The organism is Micromonospora sp. C41 (assembly GCF_018070485.1).
GTDB lineage: Bacteria > Actinomycetota > Actinomycetes > Mycobacteriales > Micromonosporaceae > Micromonospora > Micromonospora chalcea.
On record NZ_JAGPXP010000006.1, the window covers coordinates 1 to 26,833 of the forward strand.

The following is a 26,833-nucleotide window of genomic DNA, read 5'->3' on the forward strand; positions in this document are numbered from 1 at the left end:
GCGGAGGCGATGCCGCACGGGGAGACTCTGGCGGCGATTTCGGAGGCGGCGAAGCGATGGAGTTGACCGGCGCGATCTGGCGCAAGAGCACCCGCAGCAGCGGCAATTCCGGCGATTGTGTCGAGGTGGCGGACAATCTGCCCGGCGTGGTGGGTGTGCGGGACAGCAAGGACCGGCAGGGGCCGGCGCTGACGTTCACGCCGTCGAGCTGGGCGGCGTTCGTCGCGTACACGAAGCGGGGTTAGGCAGCGACCGCCGTCGTCACCCGGCGGCGGTGGTCCGCCGTTCCGGCGCGAACGGCCACTCCTCGAACGACAGGCAGCGGCCGTCCTCGGCGAACCGCATGATCCAGAGGTCGCGCCACTCCTGGTGGACCGGGTCGCCGTACCGGACCTGCACCCGGGCCACAGCGGTGTCGCCGTCGACCGCGACGACCTCCGAGGTCATCTGGAAGACCTCGTCGGGTCCGTCGCGTTCGCCGTCCCACATGCGGACGATGGCGGGCAGGCCGACCACCGGATCCCGGTACGGCCCCTGCTGGTAGGTCGCGTCGGGCGTGAACATCGTGCCGAGCGCCGCAGTGCCCGGTGTGCGCCACGCCTGCTCGTACGCCGCGATCCAGGCGGCCACCCGATTCCTGTCCATGGCTGCCAGCCTGCCATCCCCGCCCGCCCGGATCTCCCACATCGGCCGCCCGGGGTCGTCGTTGTGCACGACGACGTCGGCGTGCTCGGCCGGGCGGGCAGTGGCGAAGTAGAGCCGCTGGGCGGGAAGGTACCGCTCGTGCCAGCGCCGCTCGACGTCGGCTCTCGTCGACACGCGGCTCTCGCGGATCACGGCCCGGTCCACCGTCTTGTCGAGCGCGGTGGACACGAAGACGCGCAGCTCCCACCGGTCGACCAGTTCCGGGCGCAGCAGGAAGACACCGTCGAAGACCAGCACGGCGTCCGCCGGAGCGGTCGTGGGCGGCGGGGACAGCACCGTATCCGTCGCGTGGTCGTAGACCGTGTGCCGGAAGCGTCGATCTCCGCCCGGGCCGAGCGGATCGAGCAGCACCCGGTTCAGCGACCCGTGATCGTGGGTGTCGACGTAGCAGCCCTCGGCCGAGAACTCGCCGCGCCGGTAACGCCGGGCGCGGGGGAAGAGGAAGTCGTCCACCGTCGCGCGGATGACGTACCGGCCCCGGGCGCGCAGGACGGCGGCCAGCTCGTCGGCGAGCGTGGTCTTGCCGGCAGCGGGCGGCCCGTCGACCGCGACCCGGGTCGGGTGCGGCACGGTGACGGACCCGACCGCGTCGGCCAGGAGGCCGATCAGCTCCCGGCGGGGATAAATGGATTGCCCCTGCGCCCGGCCGGGAGTTTCACTGCCGCCCATGCCGTCCCCCTCACCGGTCTTCGTCGCGGGCACAGGTCGTTCGGGCACCTCGCGGATCGCCGACGTCATCGGCCAGCACCCGCTGATCCACCGGATCCCGATGGAAACCAAGTTCATCGTCGAACCCGGCGGCCTGCGGGACCTGGCCGACGCGCTCACCGAACGGTACGACCCCATCGTCGGCGAGGACGCCCTGCAGCGGCTCAGCGACTTCCTGACCGTACGGGTGCCCGGACGGCGTGACGATCGTGGCAAGACCGTGCCCGAGCTGGTCGGCGAACGGCGCTACCGGGACGCCGTACACCAGCTCTGGCCGCTGTTGATCGCGGACGCCTTCGAGGAGCCCGCGCCCGCGGCGGGCTTCGGCGACGGCGACCGGCCCACCGGGCCGTTCGGGCCGACGGGCCGACGACGGGTCGTGCCGAGGTACTTCCGCGACCGGGCCGAGCTGATCGCCGTCCTGCGCGGCCTGGTCGAGACGCTGTTCGGCGGCGCGGCGGCCGACGCGGGCAAGCCGACGTGGTGCGAGAAGACGCCGTTCAACCTCTTCGCCATGGACTTCCTCTGGGAGCTGTTTCCCGAGGCGACGATCGTGCACATCACACGGCACCCGGTCTCCGTGCTCGCCTCCCACCTGGCCCAGCCGTGGGCGCCGTCAACAGTCGACGGGGCGCTCGCCTACCTCGTGCCGGTCTATCAACGATGGCTGGCCTGGAGGAACGCCGCCGACCTGACGACCCGGCGGTACGTCGAGGTGAAGGCGGAAGACCTCGCGGCCGACTGGGCCGGGCAGCGGCGCGCCCTGTTCGCACGGCTCGGCGTCGAGGACGCCGTCACCGCGTCGACGTTCCAGGCGGGCAGGCTCGCGCACCGCGACGACCAGTTCGACGCCGGCACCCGCGCGTACGTCGAGCGGGAACTGGGCGAGATCATCCCCGCCATGGGCTACGAGTGACGGCCGAGCTGTCGAGGGCCCGCCCCGCTGTGCGGAGCTGACCGGCCCGATCAGGTGATGCGGCTCCGGATCACGCCTTGCGGCGCAGTTCGCGGAGCACGCCGTGCCGGCGGAGCGCCCACGCCAGTCGCCGCGCGCTCGGGTGCCGGACGAACAGCACCGCCGCCCGGCGGACCAGCCCGAACCGGTTGTCGCTCACTTGGTCGTCGGCCGCCCGCCAGATCAGCTCGCGGACGCCGGGGCTGTCCAGCATCGCCCTTACCTCGTGGCGTACCCGGGGGTCCTCGGCCGCGGACGTGACGGCGGTGACCAGGCCGGGACGGTCGGCGAGCGGCTCCACCGCCGCGGCGACGAGCGGCCGGCGTACGGTGTCCCGCTCCAGCAGCAGCAACACCGCCTCCCGGACCTCGGTGCTGTCGAGCCCGGACCGCAGCAGGCCCAGCGCGCTGCGCTCGACCTCGCGGTCGCGGTCCGGAAGGGACAGTGCGGCCAGCAGCACTGTCACCTCGTCGAGGTCGACGAGGTGACGCAGCCCGTCGCGGAACTCCGGGAGCGCCCACGCCACCGTCAGCCCGCGCGCGAGATCGCGGTTCATGGGCCATTCGCTACCCGGAGTCGACAGCCGCCGAAACGCCGCGACAGCGCCGTGAAATAAGCCGTGGTTACAACCGTTCACCTGACCCGGTCGTATTGGCAGCCTCGGTTGCGAGAACGACCGGCATGGCCGGATAGGGGTCGCTGATCGGTTTGCGCTGAGCATGGACTCTTTCCCGCACCGTCACCAGCGTGGGGCCGGCGACGTAATGCCTGCCCCGCCGCTCACCTCGTGCTTCCAGAAGGCCCTGCTCGACAAGGTTGGCCAGATCCCGAGATGCGGTCCTGTCCTCGACCTCGGCGAGTTTGACGTACCCGGATCGGCGGATGCGATATCCGAGAACGGCCTCGTAGAGCAGATCGGTCACCCGTTCGGGGAGTCTTCTCTCAGCGATGATCGCGTCCAACTCGGACCAGATGCCGGACGCCTCTTCGAAGCGGCGAGCGACAGTCTGTGCCTGCATGTGATGGGCTCGCAGGTTGAACGACACCCATAGGTGTGCCGAGCCTTCAGGATTCCAGTGGCCACGACCGGTGACCGCCAGCACGCGGAAGTAGTCCTCGGTGTTGCTGCCCAGCCATTCCTCGATGCTGGAGAAGGCCGGCTCAACGATCGCGCGCCGGGAGAGCACCAGCGTCTGAAGGGCGCGTGCCATCCGCCCGTTGCCGTCACGGAACGGATGGATCATCACCAGGTTCAGATGCGCCATGGCTGCTTTGACGAGCGGGGAGGCGGTGACATCCGACCGTAGATCTTCGGTTAGCTCCTCCATGAGGTGAGGCACGTGGTCGGCGTCCGCGCCCTCGTACACTCGCTCATCGGTTCGCTCATCGTGGACGTAGATCGGGCCCTTGCGATATTGCCCCGGGCTCTTGCCCAGATCGTGCGAGAGCATCATGTAGTGCATGCTGCGGATCACCGACGTGTCGAACCGGAAGTGCGGATCCCCGGCGGTTTGCAGCACGTATCCCAGAGCCTGCCGATAGCCCCGGATCTCGGCGAAGGTCCGGTCGTCGGCGCTCAGCGGCTCCTCGCCGTCCAGCGCGGCGGCTGCGTCGTCCTCGGCGACCACGTAGCCCTCGATGCTGTTGGAACCGAGAATCGCGCGCGCCAGCATCGTGCGCCGAAGGCCACCGGTCCATCGGCGAGGAGTGCGCAGGACATCGGCGAGCATGCGGCGCATGTCATGCACCTCGGCCAGGACGGTCTCGTCGCGATCGTTGAGTTCTGGGGTGGCGTAGATCATCTCATGTCCCAATGTCTCTTAATAAGAGACAAGGCTAGCGTCAGGCGATGTGGATGTCACTTATTTAGTGACATTCGGCCAACGTGTTCCGGTGTCTTGCCGGAAAAGTTACCGGCGAGTAGCGTTCGGGCATGAGCATCGACTCTCGCCAGGTCGCGGCCGGTCTCCTCGCCGCCGTGCCGTTCGCCCGCACGCTCGGGATCGAGTTCGTCGAGGTGGCGCCCGAGGCCGAGGGCGGGGTCCGGGCCGTGGTCCGGCTCCCCGACGACCCGGCGCACCACAACCACGTGGGCGGCCCGCATGCCGGGGCCATGTTCACGCTGGGGGAGAGCGCCTCGGGCGCGGTTGTCCTGGCCGCGTTCGGGCAGGTGCTCGACCGGGCCGTACCCCTGGCCGTGACCGCGACCATCCGCTACCTCAAGGTGGCGGTGGGGCCGGTGCTGGCGACGGCGCGGCTCGGCGGTGTCCCCGCCGAGGTGCTGGCCGAGCTGGACGCCGGGCGACGGCCCGAGTTCCCGGTCGAGGTGGAGGTCCGCACCGAGGACGGCACGCTCACCTCCTCGCTCACCGTGATCTGGACGCTGCGCCCGAACCGCTGAGCCCTGAACGGGTTTGCCCGGGGCGAGCGCCGGATAGATTCAAGCGATGCTGGGCCTCCCCGCGCACGTGAGCGCGTGTCTCTTCGATCTGGACGGTGTGCTGACGCAGACCGCCAAGGTGCACAACGCCGCCTGGGCGGAGACGTTCGACGCCTACCTGCGGCGACGGTCCGTCGAAACCGGCGAGCCGTTCCAACCGTTCGACCCCGGACCGGACTACAACCGTTACGTGGACGGCAGACCGCGCGCCGACGGGGTGCGCACATTCCTGGCCTCGCGCGGCATCACCCTGCCCGAGGGCTCACCCGACGACCCACCCGAGGCGGACACGGTCAACGGCCTCGGCAACCGCAAGAACGTCGTCCTGCTCCAGCGGATCGAGCAGCACGGCGTCGAGGCGTACGAAGGTTCGGTTCGCTACCTGGAGGCCGCCACCGCGGCCGGGCTGCGGCGGGCGGTCGTCTCGGCCAGCGCCAACTGCGCCGCCGTGGTGCACGCCGCTGGGCTGGACCACTGGCTGGAGGCGCGGGTCGACGGCGTGGTCGCCCGCGCGAACGGGCTGCGCGGCAAACCGGCCCCGGACACGTTCCTGGAAGGCGCGCGGCTGCTCGGCGTCGAACCGGCGCAGGCCGCCGTCTTCGAGGACGCCCTCGCCGGCGTGGCCGCCGGACGGGCCGGCGGATTCGGGTACGTGATCGGCGTCGACCGGGTCGGCCAGGCCGACGAGCTGCTGGCGCACGGCGCCGACGTGGTGGTCACCGACCTCGCCGAACTGCTCGCGGCGGAGCCGGCCGCGTGATCCGGGAACGGGCGTATCCGGTCGAGCCCTGGCATGTCCGGGAGGTACGCCTCGACATGGACGTGCTGGCCCAGTCCGAGTCGGTGTTCGCGCTCTCCAACGGGCACATCGGGCTGCGCGGCAACCTCGACGAGGGCGAGCCGCACGGCCTACCCGGCACGTACCTGAACTCCTTCTACGAACTGCGCCCGCTGCCGTACGCGGAAGCCGGCTTCGGCTTCCCCGAGTCGGGGCAGACCATCGTCAACGTCACCAACGGCAAACTGATCCGGCTGCTCGTGGACGACGAACCGCTCGACGTCCGCTACGGCGAGGTGCTCGCCCACGAGCGGGTCCTCGACATGCGCGCCGGAACGCTCCAACGCGACCTGCACTGGCGTTCCCCGGCCGGGCGCGAGGTCAAGGTCCGCACCACCCGGCTGGTGTCGTTCACCCAGCGCTCGGTCGCCGCCATCCACTACGAGGTGGAGCCGGTCGACGGGCCGCTGCGGCTGATCCTCCAGTCCGAGCTGGTGGCCAACGAGACGCTGCCGCCGCAGAGCCGCGACCCCCGGGTGGCCGCCGTGCTGGAGTCACCGCTGCAGGCCGAGGAGGAACTCACCACCGACGACGGCGGCCTGCTCATCCACCGGACCAAGGTCAGCGGCCTGCGGGTCGCCGCCGCCATGGGCCACGACGTGCACGGCCCCGAACGCACCACGATCGAGAGCGAAGGGTACGAGGACTGGGTCCGCACCACCATCGGCTGCGTGCTCAAGCCCGGCGAGAAGCTGCACGTGATCAAGTACCTCACGTACGGCTGGTCCAGCCGCCGGTCGCTGCCGGCGCTGCGCGACCAGGTCGGCGCGGCGCTCGCCGCGGCCCGGCTCGACGGCTGGGACGGGCTGCGCCGGGCGCAGCGGGAATACCTCGACGCGTTCTGGGACGCCGCCGACGTGCGCGTCGAAGGCGACCCGGAGGTCCAGCAGGCCGTCCGCTTCGGCCTCTTCCACGTGCTCCAGGCCGGCGCCCGCGGGGAACGGCGGCCGATCTCCGCCAAGGGCCTCACCGGCCCCGGGTACGACGGCCACGCATTCCGGGACACCGAGATGTTCGTGCTGCCGGTGCTCACGTACACCCAGCCCGGCGCGGTCCGCGACGCGTTGCAGTGGCGGTACGCCACGCTCGCCCAGGCCCAGGAGCGGGCCCGCACGCTGAACCTCGAAGGCGCCGCCTTCCCGTGGCGCACCATCGAAGGACCCGAGTCGTCGGCGTACTGGCCGGCCGGAACCGCCGCGTTCCACATCGCCGCCGACGTCGCCGACGCGCTGCGCCGCTACGTACTGGTCACCGGCGACGAGACACTGGAACGCGAGATCGGACTGGAACTGCTTGTCGAGACCGCCCGGCTGTGGCGATCCCTCGGCCACCACGACCGGGCCGGGCAGTTCCACATCGACGGCGTGACCGGCCCCGACGAGTACACAGCCGTGAAGAACGACAACGTCTACACCAACCTGATGGCGCAGCGGAACCTGCGTACCGCCGCGGACTGCGCGATGCGCTACCGGGACCAGGCCCTCGACCTCGGCGTCACCGAAGAGGAAGCCGCCGCGTGGCGGGACGCCGCGAACGACATGCACGTCCCGTACGACGCCGAGACCGAGGTGCACGAGCAGGTCGAGGGGTTCACCCGGTTCCAGGAGTGGGACTTCGAGCACACGCCACCGGAGAAGTACCCGCTGCTGCTGCACTACCCGTACTTCGACCTCTACCGCAAGCAGGTCGTCAAGCAGGCCGACCTGGTGCTCGCCATGCACTGGCGGGGCGACGCGTTCAGCGCCGCCGAGAAACTGCGCAACTTCGTCTACTACGAGCGGCGCACCGTACGCGACTCGTCGTTGAGCGCCTGCACCCAGGCGGTGCTCGCGGCCGAGGTCGGCTTCCTCGAACTGGCCCACCGCTACCTGCGCGAGGCCGCGCTGATGGATTTGCACGACCTGAACGAGAACACCCGCGACGGCGTGCACATGGCGTCCCTGGCCGGCGCCTGGATCGCGCTCGTCGCCGGATTCGGCGGCCTGCGGGACCACGACGGGACGCTCTCCTTCGCGCCCCGGCTCTCCAGCCGCCTCAGCCGACTGGAGTTCTCGCTCCAGTGGCGCGGGATGCGACTGCGCGTCGACGTGCGGCCGCACCAGACCACGTACTCGCTGCGCAACGGCGGCCCGGACACGGTGGTGGAGCTGCGGCACCACGGCGAGCCGCTGCGGGTCACCTCGGCGCAGCCGGTCACCGTGCCGATCCCGCCCGAGCACCCGACCGAGCCGCAGCCGGAGCAGCCGCAGGGCCGCGCGCCGCTGATGCACCTGCCGGAACGCATGTAGCGGTCCCGCCCCGAAGAGGCGGGACCGCTCGGTACGCGTACCCTCAGAACTGGCGGCCGTTGGACGGGCGCCCGCCGGCGTCGCGCGGCGCCGTGGCCCGCGGATCGTCGGATGTCCGCGCCGTCGAGGCGCGGTCGGCCCAGTCCGGCGAGCCCTCAAGCTCCCGCTTGCGGCGCTCCTGGTCGGTGAATTCCTGTTCCCGGGACCTGTCCTGTTTCGCCATGACGATCCTCGCGATCCGTCGGGGTCCGTGGTCATCCCGCGCGTTCCCGCCCGGCGGCGGCTCAACCGTCCAGGTGGCGGGCGAAGCTGCGCCGCAGGTGGTCCTTGGGGCGGGAGCCGACGATCGAGCCGACCACCTCGCCGTCCCAGAACACCAGCATGGTCGGCGCGGACATGATCCGGTGGGCGCGGGTGGTCGCCGGGTTCTCGTCGGTGTTGAGGGTGACGAAGCGCAGCGCGTCGCCGAACTCCTCGGCCAGCTCGGCCAGGTGCTTCGACACCACCCGGCACGGCGGGCACCACTCGGCCCAGAAGTCGACCACCACGGGCCGGTCGGCGGCCAGCACGGTGGCCGCGAAGGTGTCGTCGGTGACCGGGGTCAGCCGGCCGGTCCCCGTGTCCTGAGGCATGTTTCCTCCCGTTGGGCGATCGCGTGGGCGAGCTGGTCGTGCAGGCGGCGGCGGACGTCGCCCAGCCGGTCGAGGTAGTCGTCCACCTCGGCGAGCTTGCGCCGCAGCACCGCCACCGAATCGGGGCAGACGTCACCGGAGTCGTTCCCCGCGCGCAGGCAGGCGACGAACGGGCGGATGTCGTCCAGGCCGAAACCGATCGCCAGCAGGGAGCGGATCTCGCGGACGACGCGCAGTTCCGCCTCGTCGTAGATCCGGTACCCGTTGGCGGACCGGCCCGGCCGGACCAGGCCGTGGGTCTCGTAGTAGCGCAGGGTGCGGGTGCTCGTACCGGCCCGCCGCGCCAGCTCCCCGATCCGCATCCGCCGCCCCCGTCCCTGCCTGGTGAATCGACGCTAAACCTTGCCGCCGACGTCAACGCAACCCCGCACGCGCGGCCTCCCCGTCGATCATGAGGTTGACGGCGTGGGGAAGCGCTTTCTGGGCCGTCAACTTCATGATCGTGCGGTTGGGGGGTATCGGGTGGGCGGGGGGTGGAGGGATATGCGTGAGGTTTCGGTGCCTGTTGTCGACGGGGGGCTCGTCGGGGATGTCAGTGTGCCCGGCGGGGCCGGTGGGGTGGTGCTGTTCGCGCACGGGAGCGGCAGCTCGCGGCACAGCCCGCGCAACACGGCCGTCGGTCGCGCGCTCAACGACCGTGGGCTGGCCACCGTGCTGGTCGACCTGCTGACCGCCGACGAGGAGGCGCGGGACGAGGTCACCGCCGAACTGCGCTTCGACATCGGGATGCTGGCCGAGCGCCTGGCCGGAATCGTCGACTGGATGGGCGCCGACCCGGAGCTGGGGCGGCTCCCGATCGGGCTGTTCGGGGCCAGCACCGGCGCCGCCGCCGCCCTGGTCGCCGCGGCGGCCCGGCCGGACCGGGTGGCCGCGGTGGTCTCCCGGGGCGGCCGGCCCGACCTGGCCGGCAGCTCACTGACCGCGGTACGCGCACCGACGCTGCTGCTCGTCGGCGGCCTGGACGAGCAGGTGATCGTGCTCAACGAGCAGGCCCGGGACGCGCTCGGCGAGGTGGCGGAGCTGCGGATCGTGCCCGGCGCCACCCACCTGTTCGAGGAGCCCGGCACGCTGGAGCAGGTGGCCGACCAGGCAGGTACCTGGTTCACCACCCACCTGCGCCAGCCGCACCCCGCCTGAGCGGCAGCCCGTCAGCCCGCGGCTTCGACGGCCGGGTCCGGCCCGGCGGCGCGGCCGGTTTCGGCGCGGTGCCGCTGCACGGTGTCCAGCACCCGCCAGAGCACCGCCGCGATCGGCACCGACACGAACGCGCCGGCCACCCCGGCGACCAGCGTGCCGGCGGTGACCACCACCAGGATGACCGCCGGATGCAGTTGCACCTGCCGCCGCATCACCAGTGGCTCCAGCAGGTTGCCCTCGATCTGCTGGACGGCGATCACCGCGGCGAGCGTGAGCAGAGCCGTGGTGGGACCGTTCGCGGCGAGCGCGACAAGCACCGCCACCGCGCCGGCCACCGTGGCACCGATGATCGGCACGAAGCCGCCGAGGAACGTGATCAGGGCGAGCGGCAGGGCCAGCGGGACCCGCAACACGACAAGCGCCAGTCCGATGCCGATGGCGTCGATGGCCGCGATGATCATCGTGCCCCGGCTGTACGCGCCGAGCGTGCGCCAGCCGGCCCGGCCCGCCTCGGCGGTCAGCTCCCGGCGCGGACCGGTCAGCCGGCGCAACACCCAGTGCCACATCGAACGGCCGTCCTTGAGCAGGAAGAACAGCAGCACCAGCGCGAGCAGGATCGCGCCGGCCACCTCGGCTGCCTTGCGCGCCCCGGCCACCGGGTCGGGCGTCCCGCTGCTCAGGCCCTGCCGGATCTGCTCCACCAGCCGGTCGAGCTGCTGATCGGTGACCGGCAGGCTGGAGGTGACGAAGTCGCGGGTGCGTTGCAGCCCCTCGTCGAGTTGCTGGCTCAGCTCGCCGAACTGGCTCGCGGTGAGGTTCCAGACCAGGACGCCGGCACCACCCAGGATGCCGAGCAACAGCAGGACGGTGAGCAGCGCGGCGAGCCCGGCCGGCACCCGCAGCCGGCGCAGGCGTACCAGGACCGGATCGAGCAGCGCGGTGAGGAAGAGCGTGCCGGCCAGCGCCACCGCCAGCGGCGCGAGCAGCACCGCGATCTGCCCCAGCAGCCACAACCCGGTCGTCACCACGAGGAGACAGGCGCTCCAGGTGACAGCGGTCCGTACCGGCCAGGGCAGCCCCGCCCAGGTCTGCCGGGGGCCGGTCGTCGGTGCCGGCCGCGTCGGCTCGGATCCATCAGCGTCCACGTCGCCTCCTCGATCGTGGCCGTTGGTACCCGACGCACGTCGATCCGACACCCCGGTGGGAATCGCCCACCCGGTGTTTGTGCCCCCAGCCCCAGGGAAGGCTTCCAACGTATCGAAGGGAGATCCGACATGAGCGACTTCATGGACAAGGCCAAGGACTTCGCCGACAAGCATGACAAGCAGGTCGACCAGGGCATCGAGAAGGCGGGTGACGCGGCCGACAAGCGCACCGGCGGCAAGTACGACGCCCAGATCGACAAGGGCGTCGACATGGCGCAGCAGCGGACCGGCGAGGGTGACACCGGGCGCTGACCCCGTACACCCGCACCGGCGCCGGACACGACGGCGGCCACGCCCCCTCAGGGAGCGTGGCCGCCGTGGCGTCGGGGTCAGGAGCTGTAGCCGCGTCCGGCGATCCAGTTGGCCAGCTCGGTCACGTCCATCCAGTACGTCGGCGTGTCCGGCCGGGCCGGGTCGGCGATGAGGACGGTGTCGGCGTCGCCCTCGTACCGCACCACGGTCAGGTAGTGGCCGGGGTAGTTGTGCTCCACCCCGTCGATGTCCCGGGCGCCGCCCAGGATGTTCGCCACCACCGGCCGGTCGTCGTCCACGGCGGTCCGGATGTCCGCGCGCAGGCGTGCCACCTGCTCCGGGGTGGCCACGTCGTCGCGGATCTCGGTGGTCCGGTACTTGCCGCCGGTGTACTCGTTGAGCACCCGGGTGATGTCGATGGCGGAGTCGGTGCCGTTCTGGGTGGTGCCCAGCTTCGCCGCCAGCTCGTCCTGGCTCACGTCCTTGCCCTCGGCCGAGAGCGCGATGCGGGCCGAGGCGGGACCACAGTAGAAGAAGTTCGGCTGAGCCTGGTACTCGTAGTCGGCGGTGCGGTCACCCTTGCCCTTGACCGGGGCCGCGTGGGCGGCGGCCGGGCCGGCGACGGCGCCGCCGGCAGCGGCGAGACCGGCGACGGAGAGCAGGCACTTGCGGATGATCGGATTCATGTCGAGGCTCCATTCGGGGGTCGACGGCTCCGTGCGGGAGACGCGGCACCAGGAGTGGCGCTCGGCGTACGGAGAGTTCAACCGCCCTGCTTCCGGGCCTCATTTCCGGGCGTGACCGGGGCCACCGCGAAACCGGACAGAGCGCCTCAGTCGGGCAGGCTGCCCAGGAGCCGGGTCACCGCGATCTCGATGACCACCCGCTCCGGATTCGGACGCGGGGTGCGATAACGCTCGGCGTACCGCCGTTCGGCCTCGGCCACCGAAGCCGGGCCGCGGCGCAGCGCCGCCCGGCCCTCCACGGTCAGCCACCAGCGGCCGTCGACCTGGCAGACCGCCACCGGAGTGCCGTCCGGTCCGGCCGCGGCGACGTGCCGCGCCTTGGCCGACCCCGCGGAGGTGATCACCCGGGCCAGGCCGGCCTCCGGGTCGAAGGTCACCCCCACCGGTACGACGTGCGGGGTGCCGTCGGCGCGCAGCGTGGTCAGCGTGGCGAGATGCCGGTCCGCGAAGAAGCGGGCCACCCGCCCGTCGTGCGGATCCAACCGGTGCCGTCCCGCCATGCCGTCTCCTCGTTCGCGTGTCTCATCGGCGGGGCGCCGCGCCGGGCGGCAGCGCCGGGGACTTCCCGGTGGCCCGCTGTTCCACCTGGGCGGCACGATGCTTGACGGCCAGCCGGCCCAGGTAGAACAGCGCGCCGGCCAGCACGCCCATGTCGTCCAGGTAGATCGGGTCGGGCAGCAGGTCCACCGGCAGGATCGTGTAGATCAGCGCGCCGTAGAACGCGACCTTGCCGCCGGCGCCGAGCGCGCCGAGCATGCGGCGGGTGCGGACCAGCCGGACGGCGAGGACGACCGCCCCGGCCAGCATGGCCGCCGCGACGACGGCGGCGAGTACGACGAGCACCCAGGCTTCACGGGACACGCCCTCACGCTAGCCGAGCCGGGTCGATGCCGCCCGCGGGTCGTGGCCGTGACGCCCCGGGTCGTGGCCCGGGGCGCTCAGGCCGCCACGGCCGCCCGTCCCCGGGCAACCGGGGTCAGCTCGCGGGTGATGTCGACGGCGGCCGAACCGGTCGGCAGTTCCCGGGTGGTCTCCGGCCCGGCGAACCCGACGATGGACAGCTCCGCCTGCGGCTCAGGGGCCGGGTGCAGCGCCGCGAACGCCTCGTCGCGCAGGCTCTGCGCCGCCGCCGCGGCCCGCTCGGCGGCCTGCCAGGCGGCCTGTTCCCGCTGCGTGGCGGCCCGGTGCCGGGCGGCGAGGTTGTCCCGAACCAGCCGGCGCAGCAGCAGCTCCTGCTCCACCGGGTGCCGGCTCGGGTCCCAGCCGTTCCCGCCGAGGATGTCGCTGAGCTGCCGCACCGTGATCTCGTTGCGCCACTGGGCGTCCATCGCCGCCCGGTGCAGCCAGCGCTCCCGGTCCGCGTACTCGGCCGGGGTCCGGGCGGTCCGGGGCAGCGGCAGCGCCGCGGCGGCGGCCAGGCGCCGCACGTCGTCCTCCGCCGCCTGGTACGCCTGCCAGGCCGCCTCGGCCTCCTCCTGGGCGGTCAGCCACTCCGTCCGGCTCCGCTCGGCGGTCGCCGCCGCGCGGGCGGCGGCCACCGCCACCTCGTCGGCGTACCGGTCCCGCTCCCGATCCTGTACGCGGGCCCGCTCGGCCTGATCGATGCTGCTCGGCCGGGCGGCGTCACTGATCCGGTCGACAAGCTCCGAGCGGAACCGGGACGGGCGGACGATCAGGGCGGCGACCACTGTGGCGGCCACGGCGAGCAGAGCCAGCCAGATCACGGCGGCAGCGGGGACGTCGGGCAGGACGGTGGAGAAGACGGTCTGCATCACCAGCACCTCAAGGTGGAACGACTGACGAACAACGGTTTGTGGCCCGGTCATCCGGGTGGGGTGCGTCTCGCTACGGAGACGCGGCAGGGCGCGCGGGTGCGGCAGGTGTGGCCGCGCCGGGGCGTACCGGAAAGGTGGCCCGGTCAGGCGCGCGGCGGACCGCGGCGGGCGATGGCTGCCCGAGCCGGGTCGGCGACGGCGACGGCCTCGACGCCGGGCACCCGCCCGGCGGCTGTGGATTCGGTGCCGGCCGCGTCGGCGGCGGGACCGGAGGTGGACCGCGGCGCGCCGTCGGCCGTCGTGCCGCCCGCCGCGACCGTCGTCAGGCCGACCTCGGCCGGAACCGGAGACGCGATCACGCTCGGCGCGGCGGCGGAGGCGACAGTGACCGCGACGGACTGCTCGGTCACGGTGGCATGGGCGGGTGCGGCGGCGATGCCCTGGAGGCCGACGATCAGCACCAGGCCGGCCACGGCCGTGCGGGCGATCCGGCGCAGCGTCGCCGTCCAGGTGGACGGGGCGAACGCTACGGGCAGCACCAATTCAACCTATCGGTCAGCGGACGATTTCGCAGCTCAAAGATCTTGCTGGTTACGTGAGCCGTCCCACGGGTCGCTGTGGACGGACCGCTGCCTCGATGCCGCTGTCAGTTGCCGCCGAGCACCGGCGGCGGAGCGCCGTCGCCGTCGCCCCAGACCATCTCGTCCTCGGTGAGCCAGGTCAGCCGGCCGTCGGACTCGTCGTCGCCGTGGCTGCCGCGACCACCGAGCACGCCGCCACGGCCGGCCATCGCGGGCCGCCCGGTGCCGCCGGCCCGCTCGCCGGACCTGCCCCCGGCCTCGACCACCAGGCCGCGACCGGAGGTGAGCCGGCCGGTGCCGGCCGCCGCGCGGTTCTCCGCGCCGGGCGCGCCGCCGAACCGGGCCGAGGACGCAGAGTTGGGACCGGTGCCCGCGAGCGACCCGGTGCTGAGCACGCCGGGGGCGCCGTAGAGCCCGCCGCTGCCCCCGCCGGCCGTCATCGTGGCGGGGCCGCCGCCGGAGCCGAAGCCCGCGCTGCCGCCGATCGTCGGGCCGCCGGTGGTGCCGGTCAACGGGCCGGCGCCGGCCAGCGAGGTGCCGCCCGGGTCGACGGTGCCGCCGGTGGTGACCGAGCCCGGAGCGCCCGCGCCGGGGTTGCCGCCCGGTGTGCCCGCGCCCGGGGCGCCCGCACCGGGCGTGCCGCTGGTCGGCGCCGTGTGGTGCACGCCCGACGTGGTGGCGGTGGCGCTCGCTCCCGGGCCGAAACTGCCCAGGTTCGGGCCGGACGACGGCGTCTTGACCGAGGGGCCGTTCTGCAGCGTCGGGTCGCCGTTGCTGGTGTTGCCGGGCAGTTCGACCTCGGGCGGGTCCGGCACGACGATCCGGCCGTACGCCGAGAAGTCGTAGCCCTCGGCGAGCTTCGCCACGACCTGCACCATCCGCTGGTGCGCCTTCTCCTGCTCGGCCTTGTCCTGCTGGTGGCCGACGATCCCGCCGATCACCGCGCCGGGGGCGCCGCCGAGCAGGAAGCCCTTGCCGGCGCCGGAGAGCAGCTTGTCGTTGTCGTCGGTCTTCTCCGGGCTCTCCGCCTTGGACTGCGCGGCCCGCAGCTCGCTGGACATCATGTCGAGGCCCTGCCGGATGCCCGTCATGCCCTCGGCGAGGTTGCCGGAGTAGCGCACGACCATGTCCAGCCGCCTGGTGAACTCGCGCGCGGCGTCGCCGGTCCAGCTCTTGGACAGCGCCTCCAGGTCGGCGGTGAGGTCGCGGCCGAGGTCGTCGAGCGTGCTCTTGAGGGAGGTCCACTGGGCGCTGAGCGCCTCGATCTGCTTCGGGTCGCCGGCGTTGACGCCCTGGTAGAGCTCCTCGTGGCTGACGTGCTCGTAGCGCCGGGTGTACTCAGACACGCGGGTCCTCCTTCGGCTGCTTCATCGCCTCGTTCAGCCCCGAGAGGGCGGCGGCGATGTCGGCCGCGGCGGCGGCGTTGCGGGCCTCGGCGGTCTTGTAGTTCGTCATGATCTTGTGGGTCGCCTCGCGGGCGGCCAGGATCGCCCGGCGCAGCCGGTCGACGTGGTTGACGTAGCTCTGGTGCGTCTCGGAGTAGCGACGTGCGTTGTCGGTCGCGTCGGTGAACGTGCCGAGCGCGGGCGGGCGGCACTGCATCTGGGTGTTCAGCTTGCGCAACACCGACTCCGCCTCGTCCAGCCGCCGCTCAAGTCGCTGGTGGAAGTCCTCCAGGGACAGTACGTCTACTGTCGTGCGCCCCGTCATGGCTGCATCCCCGTAGTCATCGTCGATAACCTTCGCCGCACTCAGGTTAGTCGAAACGCGCCAACCCGGGCGACCCGTGACAGGCCCCATCCACATCGGACCCGGGCGGGGCCGGTCAACCGCCCTGGACCTGGGCCGCGGCTCCGCCGGTGGAGGGGGTCGCGGTGGGCGCCGCCGGGGTCGAGGCATCGAAGTACGCCATCGCGTCCTGGCGCGACAGCGTCGGGCCGGTCGGCACCAGCGCCAGCAGCGAGGCGGGTACGGCCAGCGGGGTCACGTCGCCGTACCCGAGGGCGCTCTTCGCGTCGCCCCCGGCGGTGCCGAGCGGATAGCGGATGCCCTGGGCGGTGATCAGGTAGACCGTCGACCCGGCCGCCGGCTTGCCGCTCTCTCCGGCCGTGGCCTGCGCCAGCACGCCCTTGCCGCCGGGCAGCAGCACGTTCTCGGCGGTGCGTACCGCGTCCCGGCCGCCCTGCCGCGACGGCATCGCGGTCGCCTCGGTCAGCTCGGCCGGCGGGGAGTCGAAGACCTCAAGCGTGGTGGTCGGCGGCTGGCCGGCCGGGCCGGGCCGGTAGGTGGCGCAGAGCACCGTGCGCCCCGGGCGGACCTCGTGCGGCGTCGGCAGCCGGGCGGGCAGGCCGTCCGGCTCCAGCCGCTGGTCGGTGAGGAGCCGGCCCGCCTCGTCCGGCGTGATCTGCGCCACCTCGCCACCCCGGCCGAGCAGCAGCAGCGCGGTCACCTCCCGGAGCGTGGCCAGGCCCTGCCGGGTGAGCACGTAGTACTGGCCGGCCGCCTGGTAGACCTGGCCGATCCGGGCCGGCCGGCCGCCCACCGTGAGCCCGCTCGCGCCGCCGTCCCCGTCGATCGTGGGCTTGCGCAGCACCGGCCCCACCGGCACCGCGTTCAGCAGCTGCTGCCCGACGGTGAGGTTCGTGACGCCGGCCATCTTCAACGCCACCAGCGCCTGGTCGTCGCCGGCGACACGCAGCCGCGAGCCGCCGGTGAGCAGGTAGCGGGCGTCGCCGGTGCGCACCACGACGGCCCGGTCGGTGAGCGCGGTGCCGCCGGGCAGCGTCCGGTCGATCACCAGGTGCGTGGTGGAGCGCTGCGTGTCGTTCGGGTCGGGCACGTCGCACACCGACCAGGGGAGCCCGACCAGGGACTTGCGGTCCGGCAGGTCGTCGGGGGCGCCCACGATGCCGACCAGCCGGCCGCGCGGCCGGTCCTTGATGGACGCCTGGGACATGGTGCGGGGCTTCGCCGCCGCGTCGTTGATGATCAGCCGCGCCGAGGCGTAGTTGAGCGTCGGGCGCAGCACCCGGTCCTCGCCGAAGTAGTACGTCGCGCCGGTCTCCCGCTCGATCACCAGCGTGTTCGGCTCCAGCGGCGCCGAGTTGCTGGTGAGCTGCCCGTACGCGCCCACCCCGCCGAGCACCACGGCGGCCGCGATCACGCTGCCGAACACCGCCATGCCGAGGCGGCGCATCGGCAGGTCGTTGGTCTCCGGGTCGCCCGACAGCAGCGCCGAGACGATGCGGCGGGTGACGAAGCGGTACGCCTGGACCTGATCGCGGCGGGTCCGCATGACTAACCTCCGGCGGGGTGGGTCCAACGACGACAGGGCCGAGCGGCGTCGCGGGCTTCCCTACGATAAGGGGCCACCGGGGGTGCGCCGGACCCCGTCCGCCGCCCGAACGCCGCACCCCGCCGGCGGATGTCCAGGATGTCCAGAAGGGACGCACCGATGACGCAGCTGCAGGCGCCACCCGGTCGTACGGCCACCGCCCCCGCCGTACCGGTGGACCGGCCGGTCACCCCGGCCGACAAGCGCCGCCGGGGCCGGCTCGGCCCGGTCGTGGTCGGGCAGCTCGTCGTGGTGGAGTGCGCCGCGCTGGCGGTCTGGTTCGCCACCGCCGGCCCGCCCTGGCTGCTCGGGGTGGTGGGCGGGCTGGCGCTGCTGGCAGTGGTCGCCGCGTTCGCGCGCCGAGGCGGCCGATGGTGGTACGAGGACCTGATGCTCCGCCGCCGGCTGCGCCGCCGCCGCGACCGGGCCCGGGGCGCGACGCCGGGCGGCGACCCCCGGCTGGCCGCGCTCGCCCCGGAACTGACAGTGGTGGAGCTGACCGAGCGCGGCACCCGCCTCGGCATCGGGCAGGACGACCGGGGCTGGTTCGCCGCGCTGGCGCTCACCGGCCGGCCCGGCGCGCCCGCGGGCTCGATCGAGGCCGCCGTGGTGGACCGCGCGCTCGCCGTGCTCGCCGACTTCTCCGGCCCGGTCACCCAGACCCAGGTCGTCTCGCACACGCTGGTCTGGTACCCGGCCCCCGGCGCGCCGCCGTCGGCGTACCGGACCGTGTGGGTGGCGCTGCGACTGTCGGTGGCCGACGCGCGGGCCGAAACGGTGAGCCGGGGCGGCGGCCTGCGCGGCGTGCACCGGACGGTGGCGGCCGGGGTGGGCCGGCTCGGCAAGGCGCTCAACGCCGCCGGTCTCGGCCACCGCGTGCTCGGGCGGGACGAGCTGCACGCGGCGGTGGTGTCCGGCGCCGGGCTCGACCTGGCGCCGGAGGCGCCGGTGGAGACGTGGACCAGCGTGCGCGGGGGCGGCTGGACGCAGCGCTGCCTGGCCCTGCGGGTACGCCCCAACGGCTCGCTCGGCGCGCTCGTGGACGCGGTCACCGCCACCTCGGCGCCGTCGCACACGGTCGCCGCCGTGGTGCTCCCGGGCGGCCGGCGGGTTCCGCCGCTGCTGCGGGTGGCGGCCATGGACGGGCACGCCGAGGCGCTGGTGAAGGCGGTCCGGGACATGGCCGGGCGCGCGGGTGTGCCGGCCCGCCCGCTGGACGGCCAGCACGGTCCCGGCGTCTACGCCACCGCGCCGGTCGGCACGGCGATGGGGACCGTCACGGTCGAAGGTTGACGATCCAGCCGTACATGCCGCACACCCACACGGCGAGCGGCACCAGCGCGATGATCAGCAGGATCTCGACGATGTCCAGGGTCCGGCCCCAGACCGGCGAGATCCGCTTGCCGGCCACGGTCAGGCCGTAGACCAGGCTGATCACGGCCACCACGGCCAGGCCGCCGAGGACCAGCCCGAGCCGGACCGCCAGCGAACCGGCGGCGAACGTGGCGGCGGCGACCAGTCCCAGGCCGACGGTGCCGGACAGCAGCACCGGCGTACGCTGCCCGCGGCCGAGGAACGGGCGCGCCCGCAGCAGCGACAGCAGCGCCAGGACCAGGCAGAGCAGGACCGCCGGCAGGCGGCCGTCCTCGGCCAGCACCACCTCGCCGCCGAGCACCAGCAGCGAGACGGTCCAGAGCAGGCCGGTGAGGAAACCGTCGGCGCGCTCGCTGTTGCGCAGCACCGACGGCCCGTCCACCGACTCGGTGTCGGTCTTCAGGTCGTCCGGCCCGGTGGGGATGGACGGCACCGGCAGCCGGGCGAGGCGGTAGGCGAGCATCGGCAGCGCCGGCAGCGCGCCGAAGGCGACTGTCGCCACCACTGCCGCCGACGCCGCCGCGCCGATGCCGAAGGCCAGGCTGAGCACCGCGCCGAGCCCGACCGCCGCCCCCACGCCGACCGCGCCGAGGAACAGCGGCAGGCGGTCGCCGACGGCGAGCGCGGCGATCGCGCCGAACACCACCACGGCGGTGCCGGCGAGCAGGACGTGCGGGGCGGCCAGTTCGCCGAGCGTCCGCTCACCGGCGAGCACCAGCAGGCCGCCGACGCCCGCGTAGCCGATCCCGACCAGGGCCAGCACCGCGCCGGTGCGACTGTCTCCGGCCGCCCGGGACAGCACCGCGGCGCCGACCAGCAGCGCCACCGCGACCACGAAGGCGGCCGCCGCGCCGGGCAGGTGCGGCGGGCCGGTGAACAGCGCCGCCACCGCGCCGCCGGCAAGCGCGGAGGCGGCCAGGAGGACCGCGAACGCCCGCGTGGTGCCCACCTGCCAGGCGCCCGCCCGCTGGGTGGTGGAGGTGGCGACCGCGTCCACCACGTCGTCGAAGACGATCTCCGGGGCGGTCGCGGCACGGGGGTTGAAGTAGAGCACCTCGCCGTCGCGGACCCCGAGCTGCGCGGCGGTACGGCCACCGTCGAGCGGCTGGCCGCCGAGCCGGGACAGGGCCCAGCCGCCGTGCCGCACACCCTCGTCGGCCAGGTCCTCGCCCGCGTAGCGCAGCAGCGTGGGCAGCAGGTCGGCGAGCGGCACGTCGGACGGCAGCGCCAGATCCATCCTGGTACGTGGCGCCACGATGGTGATCCGGCTCAGCCCACCGGTCGCCGTCTTCGTCGCCACAGTGGCCTCCTCGTTGCTCGCAAACGATCCGCTCGGCCCACGGCGTCGCCCCCACGGGTCCACGACGCCTCCGGGAGATTACCTACGATGGCGGTCGCACAGGTTGCCCACCCGACGCTCACCGGCGGTGGCAGACCACGATCAGGGCCGCTTCTGGGGAGGGGAGAGCCGTGAGTACGGTGGTGTTCCGCCGGCTTCCGCGTCAACCGGGGCCCGCGCTGCCGCGCGGCGAGGTGCTGCTGGAGTCCCCGCCCGAGCTGCCGGAGCCGAAGGCCAAGGGCATGGGGCAGGTGCTGATGATCCTGCCGATGCTCTGCGGCGTCGGCGCGATGGCCTTCCTCTACGCCGGCCGCGGCGGCGGCATGATGACGTACGTCGCGGGTGGCCTGTTCGGTGTGTCCATGTTGGGCATGGCGATCGGCACGCTCGGCAACGGCGGCAACGACAAGGCCGAGCTGAACGCGCAGCGGCGCGACTACATGCGTTACCTGGCGCAGATGCGCAAGCGCACCCGCCGGGCCGCCGAGCAGCAGCGCGCCGCGATGACCTGGCGGCACCCGGAGCCGGACGCGCTCTGGTCGATCGCCGCCTCCCGCCGGCTGTGGGAGCGGCGGATCACCGAGGACGACTTCGGCGAGGTGCGGATCGCGCTCGGCCCGCAGCGGCTGGCGGTGGAGATCGTGCCGCCGGAGACCAAGCCGGTGGAGGACCTGGAGCCGATGAGCGCGATCGCGCTGCGCCGGTTCGTCCGGGCCCACTCCAGCGTGCCGGATCTGCCGACCGCGTTGTCGCTGCGCGCGTTCAGCCGGATCGCGTTGCGCGGCGACCGGGAGCCGGTGCTCGACCTGGCCCGGGCCGCGCTGGGGCAGCTCGTCACGTTCCACGCCCCGGAGGACCTGCTGGTCGTCGTCGTGGCCGCGCCGGACCGGCAACCGGTCTGGGACTGGGTGAAGTGGCTGCCGCACGCCCAGCACCCGGGGCGTACCGACGCGGCGGGCGCGCGCCGGATGGTGTTCGCCGCGCTGGACGAGGCGGAGACCGCGCTGGCCCAGGAGCTGGGCGGGCGGCCCCGGTTCGCGCCGGAGGCGAAGCCGCTGACCACCGCGCCGCACGTGGTGGTGGTGCTGGACGGCGGCGAGGTCTCGGCGACCTGCGCGCTGACCGGGCCGGGCCTGCTCGGCACCACTGTGGTCGACCTGTCCGGCACGGTGCCCCGCGACGCCGGGCGCTGGCTGCTCTGCCTGGACGCCGGCGACGGCACCGGCCTGGACCTGGTCCGCGGCACCGCCACGTCCCGGCTCGGCAGCCCGGACCGGCTGTCCCTGTCCGCCGCCGAGGGGCTGGCCCGGCAGATCGCCCCGTTCCGGCTCTCCCAGCAGCAGGGCGCGAGCACCGAGGAGCCGCTGGCCCGCAGCATGGAGCTGCCCGACCTGCTCGGTGTCGGCGACGCGGCCACCGTGGACGTCCGGCAGACCTGGCGGCCGCGCAGCCACCGCGACCGGCTGCGCATCCCGCTCGGCCTGGGCCCGGACGGCAACGTGGTCGAGCTGGACTTCAAGGAGTCCGCGCACGAGGGCATGGGCCCGCACGGCCTGGTGATCGGCGCGACCGGCTCCGGCAAGAGCGAACTGCTGCGTACGGTGGTCGCCGCGCTGGCCGTGACGCACTCCTCGGAGGAGCTGAACTTCGTCCTGGTCGACTTCAAGGGCGGTGCGACGTTCGCCTCGCTGGACGCGCTGCCGCACACCAGCGCGGTGATCACCAACCTCTCGGACGAGCTGCCGCTGGTGGACCGCATGCGGGACGCGCTGGCCGGTGAGATGAACCGCCGGCAGGAGGTGCTGCGGGCGGCCGGCAACTACGTCTCCCGTTACGACTACGAGAAGGCGCGGGCGGCCGGTGAGCCGCTGGAGCCGATGCCGAGCCTGCTGATCATCTGTGACGAGTTCTCCGAGCTGCTGGCGGCCAAGCCGGACTTCATCGACCTGTTCGTGATGATCGGCCGCCTCGGCCGGTCGCTCGGCGTGCACCTGCTGCTCGCCTCGCAGCGGCTGGAGGAGGGCAAGCTGCGCGGCCTGGACACGCACCTGTCGTACCGGATCGGTCTGCGCACGTTCTCGGCGGTGGAGAGCCGGATCGTGCTCGGCGTGCCTGATGCGTACGAGCTGCCCAGCGCGCCGGGTCACGGTTACCTGAAGACCGACACCGCCACGATGCTGCGGTTCCGTGCGGCGTACGTGTCCGGCCCGTACCAGGCGCCGGGGCAGGCGCAGCGCTCCACCCGGGCGCAGGTGCAGCGGCGGATCGTCCCGTACGGCATCGACTACGTACCGGCGCCGGCGCTGCCGAGTCCGGCGGAGGCCACGCCGGAGCCGGAGCAGTCGGGCGACGGCAAGGCGGTGGCCATGCTGGACGTGCTGATCGACCAGCTCAAGGGCCGCGGCAAGCCGGCACACCAGGTCTGGCTGCCGCCGCTGGCCGAGCCGTCCGGGCTGGCCGAGCTGCTGCCGAAGCTGAGCGTGCACCCGACGTACGGCCTGACCACCGCCGACTGGCCGGGCCGCGGCCGGCTCGCCGTGCCGGTCGGCATCGTGGACCGCCCGTACGAGCAGCGCCGCGACCCGATGATGGTCGACCTGGCCGGGGCCGGCGGCAACGTGGTGATCGTCGGCGCGTCGCTGAGCGGCAAGAGCACGATGTTGCGCTCGATGCTGGCCTCGCTGGCGCTCACCCACACGCCGCGCGAGGTGCAGTTCTTCTGCCTCGACTTCGGTGGTGGCGCGCTGCGCAGCCTGGACGGGCTGCCGCACACCTCGGGCGTGGCGGGGCGGCGGGACACCGAGGCGGTCCGGCGGACGGTCGCCGAGGTGGTCGCGGTGATCGACGAGCGGGAGAACCGGTTCACCCAGCACGGCATCGACTCGGTGGCCAGCTACCGGCGCCGCCGCGCGGCCGGTGAGTTCGCCGACGACCCGTTCGGTGACGTCTTCCTCGTGGTGGACGGCTGGAACACGCTGCGCCAGGAGTACGAGGAGCTGGAGCAGACCATCACCAACCTGGCCAACCGGGGCCTCGGCTTCGGCGTCCACGTGGTGATCACGGCGGTGCGCTGGGCGGAGATCCGGATCAACATGCGGGACCTGCTCGGCACCAAGCTGGAGCTGCGGCTCGGTGACCCGTCGGAGTCGGAGATCGACCGGCGGGCCGCGCAGAACGTGCCGGTCGGCGCGCCGGGTCGCGGCCTGACCCGGGACAAGCTGCACTTCCTGACCGCGATCTCGCGGATCGACGGCAAGCGCGACATCGAGGACCTGACCGAGGCGTCGGTGGCGCTGGCCGGGCACGTCGCGGCGAACTGGCCGGGCCGTCCGGCGCCGAAGGTCCGGCTGCTGCCGCGCAAGCTGGCGGTCACCGAGCTGGCGAAGGTGGTCGACCGGTCCGTCCCGGGCATCCCGATCGGCGTCAACGAGTCGGCGCTCGCCCCGGTCTACCTGGACCTGGCGAGCGAGCCGCACCTGACCGTGTTCGGCGACGCCGAGTGCGGCAAGACGAACCTGCTGCGGCTGATCGCCCGGGGGATCGCCGAGCGGTACACCCCGGCCCAGGCGCGGCTGGTCATCGCCGACTACCGGCGCGGCCTGCTCGGCGCGGTCGAGGGGGACCACCTGCTCGACTACGCGCCGTCGAACCAGGTGTTCAGCCAGGGTCTCGGCTCGATCCGCAGCGCGTTGCAGAACCGGCTGCCCGGCCCGGACGTGACCACCGCGCAGCTGCGCGACCGGAGCTGGTGGAAGGGGCCGGACCTCTACATCCTGGTGGACGACTACGACCTGGTCGCCTCCGGCGGCAGCAATCCGCTCAGCGCGCTGCACGAGCTGCTGCCGCAGGCGCGGGACATCGGCCTGCACCTGATCGTCACGCGGCGGGTCGGTGGTGTGGCCCGGGCGCTGTACGAGCCGGTGCTGCAGCGTCTGCGTGAGCTGGACTCGCCGGGACTGCTCATGTCCGGCAGCCGGGAGGAGGGCGCGGTCTTCGGCAACCTGCGGCCGACCCCGCAGCCGCCGGGCCGGGGCACGCTGGTGCGCCGCCGCGACGGCCAGCAGCTGATCCAGACCGCCTGGACGGAACCGGTCTGACGGGACGGACGGCGGGCGTCACTTCCGGTAGCGTCGGCCCGATCGATCGTCGCGATTACGGGGAGAGCCGGAGTTGAGCAGCCCGTCGGGTATCGGTGGAGCCCTGGAGGGCCTGTTGCGGCAGGCGCAGGAGCAGCAGCGGCGGCTGGCCGAGCTCCAGCGGCAGCGTGCGGAGCTGCGGGTCACCGGGGAGAGCCCGGACGGGCTGGTGCGGGTGACCGTGGACGGCGACATGAAGGTCGGCGGCATCGAGCTGAACGCGCGGGCCATGCGGCTGGACAGCTTCTCCCTGGCCGAGTCGATGCAGGCCGCGATCGACGCCGCGTACGTGGCCTTCGAGGAGCGGCAGCGGGAGATGCTGGGCGAGATGCTCGGCGACTCCGAGACGGTCCGCCGGGCGCAGGACGGCACGCTGACCCCGGAGGACTGGTTCCGTCAGTTCGGGGTGGATCTGTCCGACCCGACCCGCAATCTGCGGCGCTGAGCGAGAGGGGACGACGATGCCGAACACCGTCGACGTCGACGCGATCCGGAAGGCGAGCCGGATGCTCGACGCCCCGGACGGGCCGATCCAGTACCTGCGCAACGTCGAGGCGCTGCTGGCCGAGGTCAAGCTGCCCGGCGGCGCACTGAGCTGGTTCGGCACCGGGGCGGTGGAGCGGCACAACGCGGCCGTGGACGGGCACCTCGACAACGTCCGCACCGGCGCGGAGCATCTGCGCAAGGCCGCCGCGCAGCTCGAACAGAGCGCGCAGAACTGGGAGAAGTCGGATCAGCCCTGGGTGGTCAAGTGACCGGCCGGGCCCGCCAGGGGAAGGACGCCTGATGCCACCGGAGATCCTCATCGCCAACGCCTCGGGGACGGTGACCGGCTCGGTGTCGGTCGCCCAGACCACGGCGCCGGTGCGGTCGGCCGCGGCCATCGCCCGGGGCAACCTGGTCTGGATCGCCGCCTCGGCGGCGCTGATCGGCACCATCCTCTACCTGGAGTCCTTCGACAACCAGCAGGTGAACGAGTCCATCAAGAAGTGGGACGAGGCGGCCCGCCTGCTCGGCGCGGACCAGTTCGGCGCGGCGATGGCGGCGGTCCCGCCGGAGGCGTCGGAGTGGGACTTCGACGACCGGGACGCGTTCGACCAGTTCATGCGCAAGCTCGGCGCGGAGATCAACTCGCTGGCCGAGGCGTTCGCCGCCAACCGCGACACGCTCACCGCGGCCCGGGACGCGTACAACGACGCGGTGTCCGGCCTGGCGCAGGCGCTCATGCCGATCCTGGTCGCGGTGATCGCCTCGATCGCGCTCCAGTTCTTCCCCGCGACCACCGCGCTGGCCCAGGCCATCGGCATCGCCGGCCTGGCCGCCACCGCCGCGATCCTGGTCCTGGTCTTCGGCGAGATCAGCGCGTTGCTGCACGCGCTGATGGCCGCGTTCCACACAGACAGCCGGTTCACGTTCACCGCGGACTCCCGGCCCGGCTGGGCGCCCGCCGGCTCCGACCCGGACATCAAGGACATCAAGATCGACTGGGTTCGGGACTCCGCGTTCTACAGGTGACGGGAGCGGGGCATGGACACTCTGATCTTCGTACTGTTCCTGTACGTCCTGCTGACCATTCCGGTCTTCGTGCTCCTGATGCTGTTCGCCGTGCTGACCCGCTCGGCGCGGCTGCGGCGGGCCGCCGAGGTGGTCTCGCTGAGCGCCTGCGCGGCGCTGCTGGTGCTGACGTTCGAGCGCGCGTTCGAGAAGCCGCTGCTGTGGATCGTGGTGGTACTGCTGGTCGCGGTGCTGGCCTTCGGTGTGTCGACGATCGTCAAAGCCGCACGTGAGCGGCCCTGACCTCGGGACGGACCGTCCAACTCGTACGGACAGCGCCGGATCGCCTTGCCGATTCCGGGCTGTCGGAGTACGTCGATGGGCCGGCAGGGCTGCGCGGGTTGGACATCGTCCGCTACGGTTCGGATGAAGTGTCCGTCGGTGGGGTGTGTTCGCCTTGCCGCGGGGGAGGGCGCGGCGGAACCGCCGCCACAAAAGACGGAAGGGTGTGAAGCATGGCGTTCGAGGTCAGTGCAGCGACTCTGCACACCGCCGCGAGTGACGTGCGGTCCACGCGCAGCGAGGTTGACGGTGAGCTCAAGAAGCTGTGGAACGTGGTCGACGACCTCGCGATGGCCTGGAAGGGCCAGGCGTCCACGGGCTTCCAGAGCCTGATGACTCGCTGGACCGAGGACACGAACAAGCTGCTGACCGCGATGGACAACATCGCGGACCTGCTCGACAAGTCGGGCACCACGCACCAGGTCAACGACGAAGAGCAGCAGCAGATGCTGGACAAGTTCCACGCTGCTCTCAACCCGTGATCCGCGAAGA

30 protein-coding genes and 1 pseudogene are annotated in these 26,833 nt (G+C 72.9%); 14 read left to right on the plus strand and 17 right to left on the minus strand.

Translation table 11 applies throughout. The annotated features are described in order from the left end of the window. Window positions 1-56: 56 nt before the first annotated feature. Window positions 57-245: a DUF397 domain-containing protein gene (locus tag KBX43_RS08615; protein ID WP_166455865.1), complete on the plus strand. Its 189-nt coding sequence runs from the start codon at window positions 57-59 to the stop codon at window positions 243-245. Between the two features lie 16 nt (window positions 246-261). On the opposite strand, the gene KBX43_RS31410 is transcribed toward KBX43_RS08615, so the two are convergent. Next, a complete protein-coding gene (locus KBX43_RS31410; protein ID WP_307851494.1) occupies window positions 262-687 on the minus strand; it encodes a nuclear transport factor 2 family protein in 426 nt (141 codons plus the stop codon). Continuing rightward, window positions 670-1,374: pseudogene (locus tag KBX43_RS31415) on the minus strand (hypothetical protein); the annotation flags it as partial. The gene KBX43_RS31410 and the pseudogene KBX43_RS31415, both read right to left, overlap by 18 nt. Between KBX43_RS31415 and KBX43_RS08625 the strand changes: the two are divergent. Then, a complete protein-coding gene (locus KBX43_RS08625; RefSeq protein ID WP_233514592.1) occupies window positions 1,373-2,329 on the plus strand; it encodes a sulfotransferase in 957 nt (318 codons plus the stop codon). The pseudogene KBX43_RS31415 and the gene KBX43_RS08625 overlap by 2 nt on opposite strands. A gap of 70 nt (window positions 2,330-2,399) precedes the next feature. Here KBX43_RS08625 and KBX43_RS08630 read toward each other — a convergent pair whose 3' ends face one another. Together KBX43_RS08630 and KBX43_RS08635 are read right to left on the minus strand one after the other, a co-directional pair. Further along, a complete protein-coding gene (locus KBX43_RS08630; RefSeq protein ID WP_069087827.1) occupies window positions 2,400-2,924 on the minus strand; it encodes a hypothetical protein in 525 nt (174 codons plus the stop codon). 67 nt (window positions 2,925-2,991) lie between these two features. After that, a complete protein-coding gene (locus KBX43_RS08635) occupies window positions 2,992-4,170 on the minus strand; it encodes a Fic family protein (RefSeq protein ID WP_247677250.1) in 1,179 nt (392 codons plus the stop codon). A gap of 131 nt (window positions 4,171-4,301) precedes the next feature. Between KBX43_RS08635 and KBX43_RS08640 the strand changes: the two genes are divergently transcribed. From KBX43_RS08640 to KBX43_RS08650, 3 genes are read left to right on the plus strand one after another with little or no spacing between them, the layout of a single operon-like run. Beyond that, window positions 4,302-4,769 carry a DUF4442 domain-containing protein gene (locus KBX43_RS08640; RefSeq protein WP_210884012.1) on the plus strand — a complete coding sequence of 156 codons (468 nt, stop codon included), beginning with the start codon at window positions 4,302-4,304 and terminating at the stop codon, window positions 4,767-4,769. Between the two features lie 46 nt (window positions 4,770-4,815). Continuing rightward, window positions 4,816-5,568, plus strand: coding sequence for an HAD family phosphatase (locus KBX43_RS08645; protein ID WP_104115972.1), 753 nt, complete (start codon window positions 4,816-4,818; stop codon window positions 5,566-5,568). Continuing rightward, the gene (locus tag KBX43_RS08650) at window positions 5,565-7,934 is read left to right on the plus strand and encodes a glycoside hydrolase family 65 protein (protein ID WP_210884014.1); all 2,370 of its coding nucleotides are present in this window, start codon (window positions 5,565-5,567) and stop codon (window positions 7,932-7,934) included. Before KBX43_RS08645 ends, KBX43_RS08650 begins: the two co-directional genes overlap by 4 nt. 43 nt (window positions 7,935-7,977) lie before the next feature. Here the strand turns inward: KBX43_RS08650 and KBX43_RS08655 are convergent, their stop codons facing one another. The 3 genes from KBX43_RS08655 to KBX43_RS08665 form a co-directional block, all read right to left on the minus strand. Next, window positions 7,978-8,157, minus strand: a complete 180-nt coding sequence (locus KBX43_RS08655) for a hypothetical protein (protein ID WP_210884016.1) — start codon at window positions 8,155-8,157, stop codon at window positions 7,978-7,980. Between the two features lie 61 nt (window positions 8,158-8,218). Next, window positions 8,219-8,566: a co-chaperone YbbN gene (locus KBX43_RS08660; protein ID WP_210884018.1), complete on the minus strand. Its 348-nt coding sequence runs from the start codon at window positions 8,564-8,566 to the stop codon at window positions 8,219-8,221. Continuing rightward, entirely contained in the window at window positions 8,536-8,928 is a 393-nt protein-coding gene (locus KBX43_RS08665; protein ID WP_043327105.1) for a MerR family transcriptional regulator, read from the minus strand. The genes KBX43_RS08660 and KBX43_RS08665 overlap by 31 nt, the downstream gene beginning before the upstream one ends. Before the next feature lie 181 nt (window positions 8,929-9,109). Between KBX43_RS08665 and KBX43_RS08670 the strand changes: the two genes are divergently transcribed. Beyond that, window positions 9,110-9,763 (plus strand): dienelactone hydrolase family protein, encoded by a 654-nt coding sequence (locus tag KBX43_RS08670; RefSeq protein WP_043327103.1) that lies wholly within the window; start codon window positions 9,110-9,112, stop codon window positions 9,761-9,763. 11 nt (window positions 9,764-9,774) lie between these two features. Here the strand turns inward: KBX43_RS08670 and KBX43_RS08675 are convergent, their stop codons facing one another. Then, entirely contained in the window at window positions 9,775-10,908 is a 1,134-nt protein-coding gene (locus tag KBX43_RS08675) for an AI-2E family transporter (protein ID WP_043327100.1), read from the minus strand. A gap of 129 nt (window positions 10,909-11,037) precedes the next feature. Between KBX43_RS08675 and KBX43_RS08680 the strand changes: the two genes are divergently transcribed. Beyond that, window positions 11,038-11,220, plus strand: a complete 183-nt coding sequence (locus KBX43_RS08680; protein WP_043327099.1) for an antitoxin — start codon at window positions 11,038-11,040, stop codon at window positions 11,218-11,220. 77 nt (window positions 11,221-11,297) lie between these two features. Here the strand turns inward: KBX43_RS08680 and KBX43_RS08685 are convergent, their stop codons facing one another. The 8 genes from KBX43_RS08685 to eccB all read right to left on the minus strand — a co-directional run bounded on the left by KBX43_RS08685 (window position 11,298) and on the right by eccB (window position 17,617). Continuing rightward, window positions 11,298-11,906, minus strand: coding sequence for a C39 family peptidase (locus tag KBX43_RS08685; protein WP_043327097.1), 609 nt, complete (start codon window positions 11,904-11,906; stop codon window positions 11,298-11,300). Between the two features lie 146 nt (window positions 11,907-12,052). Continuing rightward, window positions 12,053-12,466: a pyridoxamine 5'-phosphate oxidase family protein gene (locus tag KBX43_RS08690; RefSeq protein ID WP_209959771.1), complete on the minus strand. Its 414-nt coding sequence runs from the start codon at window positions 12,464-12,466 to the stop codon at window positions 12,053-12,055. Between the two features lie 22 nt (window positions 12,467-12,488). Next, window positions 12,489-12,827, minus strand: a complete 339-nt coding sequence (locus KBX43_RS08695) for a YkvA family protein (RefSeq protein WP_043327093.1) — start codon at window positions 12,825-12,827, stop codon at window positions 12,489-12,491. A gap of 77 nt (window positions 12,828-12,904) precedes the next feature. Beyond that, window positions 12,905-13,738 (minus strand): hypothetical protein, encoded by an 834-nt coding sequence (locus KBX43_RS08700; protein WP_064448627.1) that lies wholly within the window; start codon window positions 13,736-13,738, stop codon window positions 12,905-12,907. A gap of 146 nt (window positions 13,739-13,884) precedes the next feature. Further along, window positions 13,885-14,280, minus strand: coding sequence for a hypothetical protein (locus tag KBX43_RS08705; protein ID WP_043330706.1), 396 nt, complete (start codon window positions 14,278-14,280; stop codon window positions 13,885-13,887). Window positions 14,281-14,387: 107 nt separating this feature from the next. Then, window positions 14,388-15,668 carry a WXG100 family type VII secretion target gene (locus KBX43_RS08710; protein WP_064448611.1) on the minus strand — a complete coding sequence of 427 codons (1,281 nt, stop codon included), beginning with the start codon at window positions 15,666-15,668 and terminating at the stop codon, window positions 14,388-14,390. Continuing rightward, window positions 15,661-16,032 carry a hypothetical protein gene (locus KBX43_RS08715; RefSeq protein ID WP_030503518.1) on the minus strand — a complete coding sequence of 124 codons (372 nt, stop codon included), beginning with the start codon at window positions 16,030-16,032 and terminating at the stop codon, window positions 15,661-15,663. The genes KBX43_RS08710 and KBX43_RS08715 overlap by 8 nt, the downstream gene beginning before the upstream one ends. A gap of 115 nt (window positions 16,033-16,147) precedes the next feature. Then, on the minus strand, window positions 16,148-17,617 hold the full coding sequence (eccB, locus tag KBX43_RS08720; RefSeq protein ID WP_043327091.1) for a type VII secretion protein EccB: 1,470 nt from the start codon (window positions 17,615-17,617) through the stop codon (window positions 16,148-16,150). Between the two features lie 159 nt (window positions 17,618-17,776). Between eccB and KBX43_RS08725 the strand changes: the two genes are divergently transcribed. Further along, complete coding sequence (locus KBX43_RS08725; RefSeq protein ID WP_064448609.1) at window positions 17,777-18,949, plus strand: type VII secretion protein EccE; 1,173 nt, start codon at window positions 17,777-17,779, stop codon at window positions 18,947-18,949. Here KBX43_RS08725 and eccD read toward each other — a convergent pair. Next, window positions 18,933-20,330 (minus strand): type VII secretion integral membrane protein EccD, encoded by a 1,398-nt coding sequence (eccD, locus tag KBX43_RS08730; protein ID WP_064448608.1) that lies wholly within the window; start codon window positions 20,328-20,330, stop codon window positions 18,933-18,935. The genes KBX43_RS08725 and eccD overlap by 17 nt on opposite strands. Window positions 20,331-20,500: 170 nt before the next feature. Here eccD and eccCa point away from each other — a divergent pair, with 170 nt between their 5' ends. The 6 genes from eccCa to KBX43_RS08760 all read left to right on the plus strand — a co-directional run bounded on the left by eccCa (window position 20,501) and on the right by KBX43_RS08760 (window position 26,823). After that, window positions 20,501-24,466: a type VII secretion protein EccCa gene (gene eccCa / locus KBX43_RS08735; RefSeq protein WP_210884022.1), complete on the plus strand. Its 3,966-nt coding sequence runs from the start codon at window positions 20,501-20,503 to the stop codon at window positions 24,464-24,466. 73 nt (window positions 24,467-24,539) lie between these two features. Further along, a complete protein-coding gene (locus KBX43_RS08740) occupies window positions 24,540-24,950 on the plus strand; it encodes a YbaB/EbfC family nucleoid-associated protein (RefSeq protein WP_043327085.1) in 411 nt (136 codons plus the stop codon). Window positions 24,951-24,966: 16 nt separating this feature from the next. Continuing rightward, window positions 24,967-25,260 carry a hypothetical protein gene (locus KBX43_RS08745; protein WP_043327083.1) on the plus strand — a complete coding sequence of 98 codons (294 nt, stop codon included), beginning with the start codon at window positions 24,967-24,969 and terminating at the stop codon, window positions 25,258-25,260. Window positions 25,261-25,291: 31 nt separating this feature from the next. Further along, on the plus strand, window positions 25,292-26,020 hold the full coding sequence (locus KBX43_RS08750) for a hypothetical protein (protein WP_043327081.1): 729 nt from the start codon (window positions 25,292-25,294) through the stop codon (window positions 26,018-26,020). Window positions 26,021-26,032: 12 nt separating this feature from the next. Then, on the plus strand, window positions 26,033-26,302 hold the full coding sequence (locus KBX43_RS08755; protein ID WP_043327079.1) for a hypothetical protein: 270 nt from the start codon (window positions 26,033-26,035) through the stop codon (window positions 26,300-26,302). A gap of 212 nt (window positions 26,303-26,514) precedes the next feature. Next, window positions 26,515-26,823, plus strand: a complete 309-nt coding sequence (locus tag KBX43_RS08760) for a WXG100 family type VII secretion target (protein WP_043327078.1) — start codon at window positions 26,515-26,517, stop codon at window positions 26,821-26,823. The last annotated feature ends 10 nt before the right edge of the window (window positions 26,824-26,833 follow it).

What these genes read in the sequence shown, in the direction of transcription:
- KBX43_RS08615 (WP_166455865.1), top strand. Translation starts at nt 57, where the DNA reads ATGGAGTTGACCGGCGCGATCTGGCGCAAGAGCACCCGCAGCAGCGGC.
- KBX43_RS31410 (WP_307851494.1), bottom strand. Translation starts at nt 687, where the DNA reads ATGTGGGAGATCCGGGCGGGCGGGGATGGCAGGCTGGCAGCCATGGAC.
- KBX43_RS08625 (WP_233514592.1), top strand. Translation starts at nt 1,373, where the DNA reads ATGCCGTCCCCCTCACCGGTCTTCGTCGCGGGCACAGGTCGTTCGGGC.
- KBX43_RS08630 (WP_069087827.1), bottom strand. Translation starts at nt 2,924, where the DNA reads ATGAACCGCGATCTCGCGCGCGGGCTGACGGTGGCGTGGGCGCTCCCG.
- KBX43_RS08635 (WP_247677250.1), bottom strand. Translation starts at nt 4,170, where the DNA reads ATGATCTACGCCACCCCAGAACTCAACGATCGCGACGAGACCGTCCTG.
- KBX43_RS08640 (WP_210884012.1), top strand. Translation starts at nt 4,302, where the DNA reads ATGAGCATCGACTCTCGCCAGGTCGCGGCCGGTCTCCTCGCCGCCGTG.
- KBX43_RS08645 (WP_104115972.1), top strand. Translation starts at nt 4,816, where the DNA reads ATGCTGGGCCTCCCCGCGCACGTGAGCGCGTGTCTCTTCGATCTGGAC.
- KBX43_RS08655 (WP_210884016.1), bottom strand. Translation starts at nt 8,157, where the DNA reads ATGGCGAAACAGGACAGGTCCCGGGAACAGGAATTCACCGACCAGGAG.
- KBX43_RS08660 (WP_210884018.1), bottom strand. Translation starts at nt 8,566, where the DNA reads ATGCCTCAGGACACGGGGACCGGCCGGCTGACCCCGGTCACCGACGAC.
- KBX43_RS08665 (WP_043327105.1), bottom strand. Translation starts at nt 8,928, where the DNA reads ATGCGGATCGGGGAGCTGGCGCGGCGGGCCGGTACGAGCACCCGCACC.
- KBX43_RS08670 (WP_043327103.1), top strand. Translation starts at nt 9,110, where the DNA reads ATGCGTGAGGTTTCGGTGCCTGTTGTCGACGGGGGGCTCGTCGGGGAT.
- KBX43_RS08680 (WP_043327099.1), top strand. Translation starts at nt 11,038, where the DNA reads ATGAGCGACTTCATGGACAAGGCCAAGGACTTCGCCGACAAGCATGAC.
- KBX43_RS08685 (WP_043327097.1), bottom strand. Translation starts at nt 11,906, where the DNA reads ATGAATCCGATCATCCGCAAGTGCCTGCTCTCCGTCGCCGGTCTCGCC.
- KBX43_RS08690 (WP_209959771.1), bottom strand. Translation starts at nt 12,466, where the DNA reads ATGGCGGGACGGCACCGGTTGGATCCGCACGACGGGCGGGTGGCCCGC.
- KBX43_RS08700 (WP_064448627.1), bottom strand. Translation starts at nt 13,738, where the DNA reads ATGCAGACCGTCTTCTCCACCGTCCTGCCCGACGTCCCCGCTGCCGCC.
- KBX43_RS08715 (WP_030503518.1), bottom strand. Translation starts at nt 16,032, where the DNA reads ATGACGGGGCGCACGACAGTAGACGTACTGTCCCTGGAGGACTTCCAC.
- eccB (WP_043327091.1), bottom strand. Translation starts at nt 17,617, where the DNA reads ATGCGGACCCGCCGCGATCAGGTCCAGGCGTACCGCTTCGTCACCCGC.
- KBX43_RS08725 (WP_064448609.1), top strand. Translation starts at nt 17,777, where the DNA reads ATGACGCAGCTGCAGGCGCCACCCGGTCGTACGGCCACCGCCCCCGCC.
- KBX43_RS08745 (WP_043327083.1), top strand. Translation starts at nt 24,967, where the DNA reads ATGCCGAACACCGTCGACGTCGACGCGATCCGGAAGGCGAGCCGGATG.
- KBX43_RS08750 (WP_043327081.1), top strand. Translation starts at nt 25,292, where the DNA reads ATGCCACCGGAGATCCTCATCGCCAACGCCTCGGGGACGGTGACCGGC.
- KBX43_RS08755 (WP_043327079.1), top strand. Translation starts at nt 26,033, where the DNA reads ATGGACACTCTGATCTTCGTACTGTTCCTGTACGTCCTGCTGACCATT.
- KBX43_RS08760 (WP_043327078.1), top strand. Translation starts at nt 26,515, where the DNA reads ATGGCGTTCGAGGTCAGTGCAGCGACTCTGCACACCGCCGCGAGTGAC.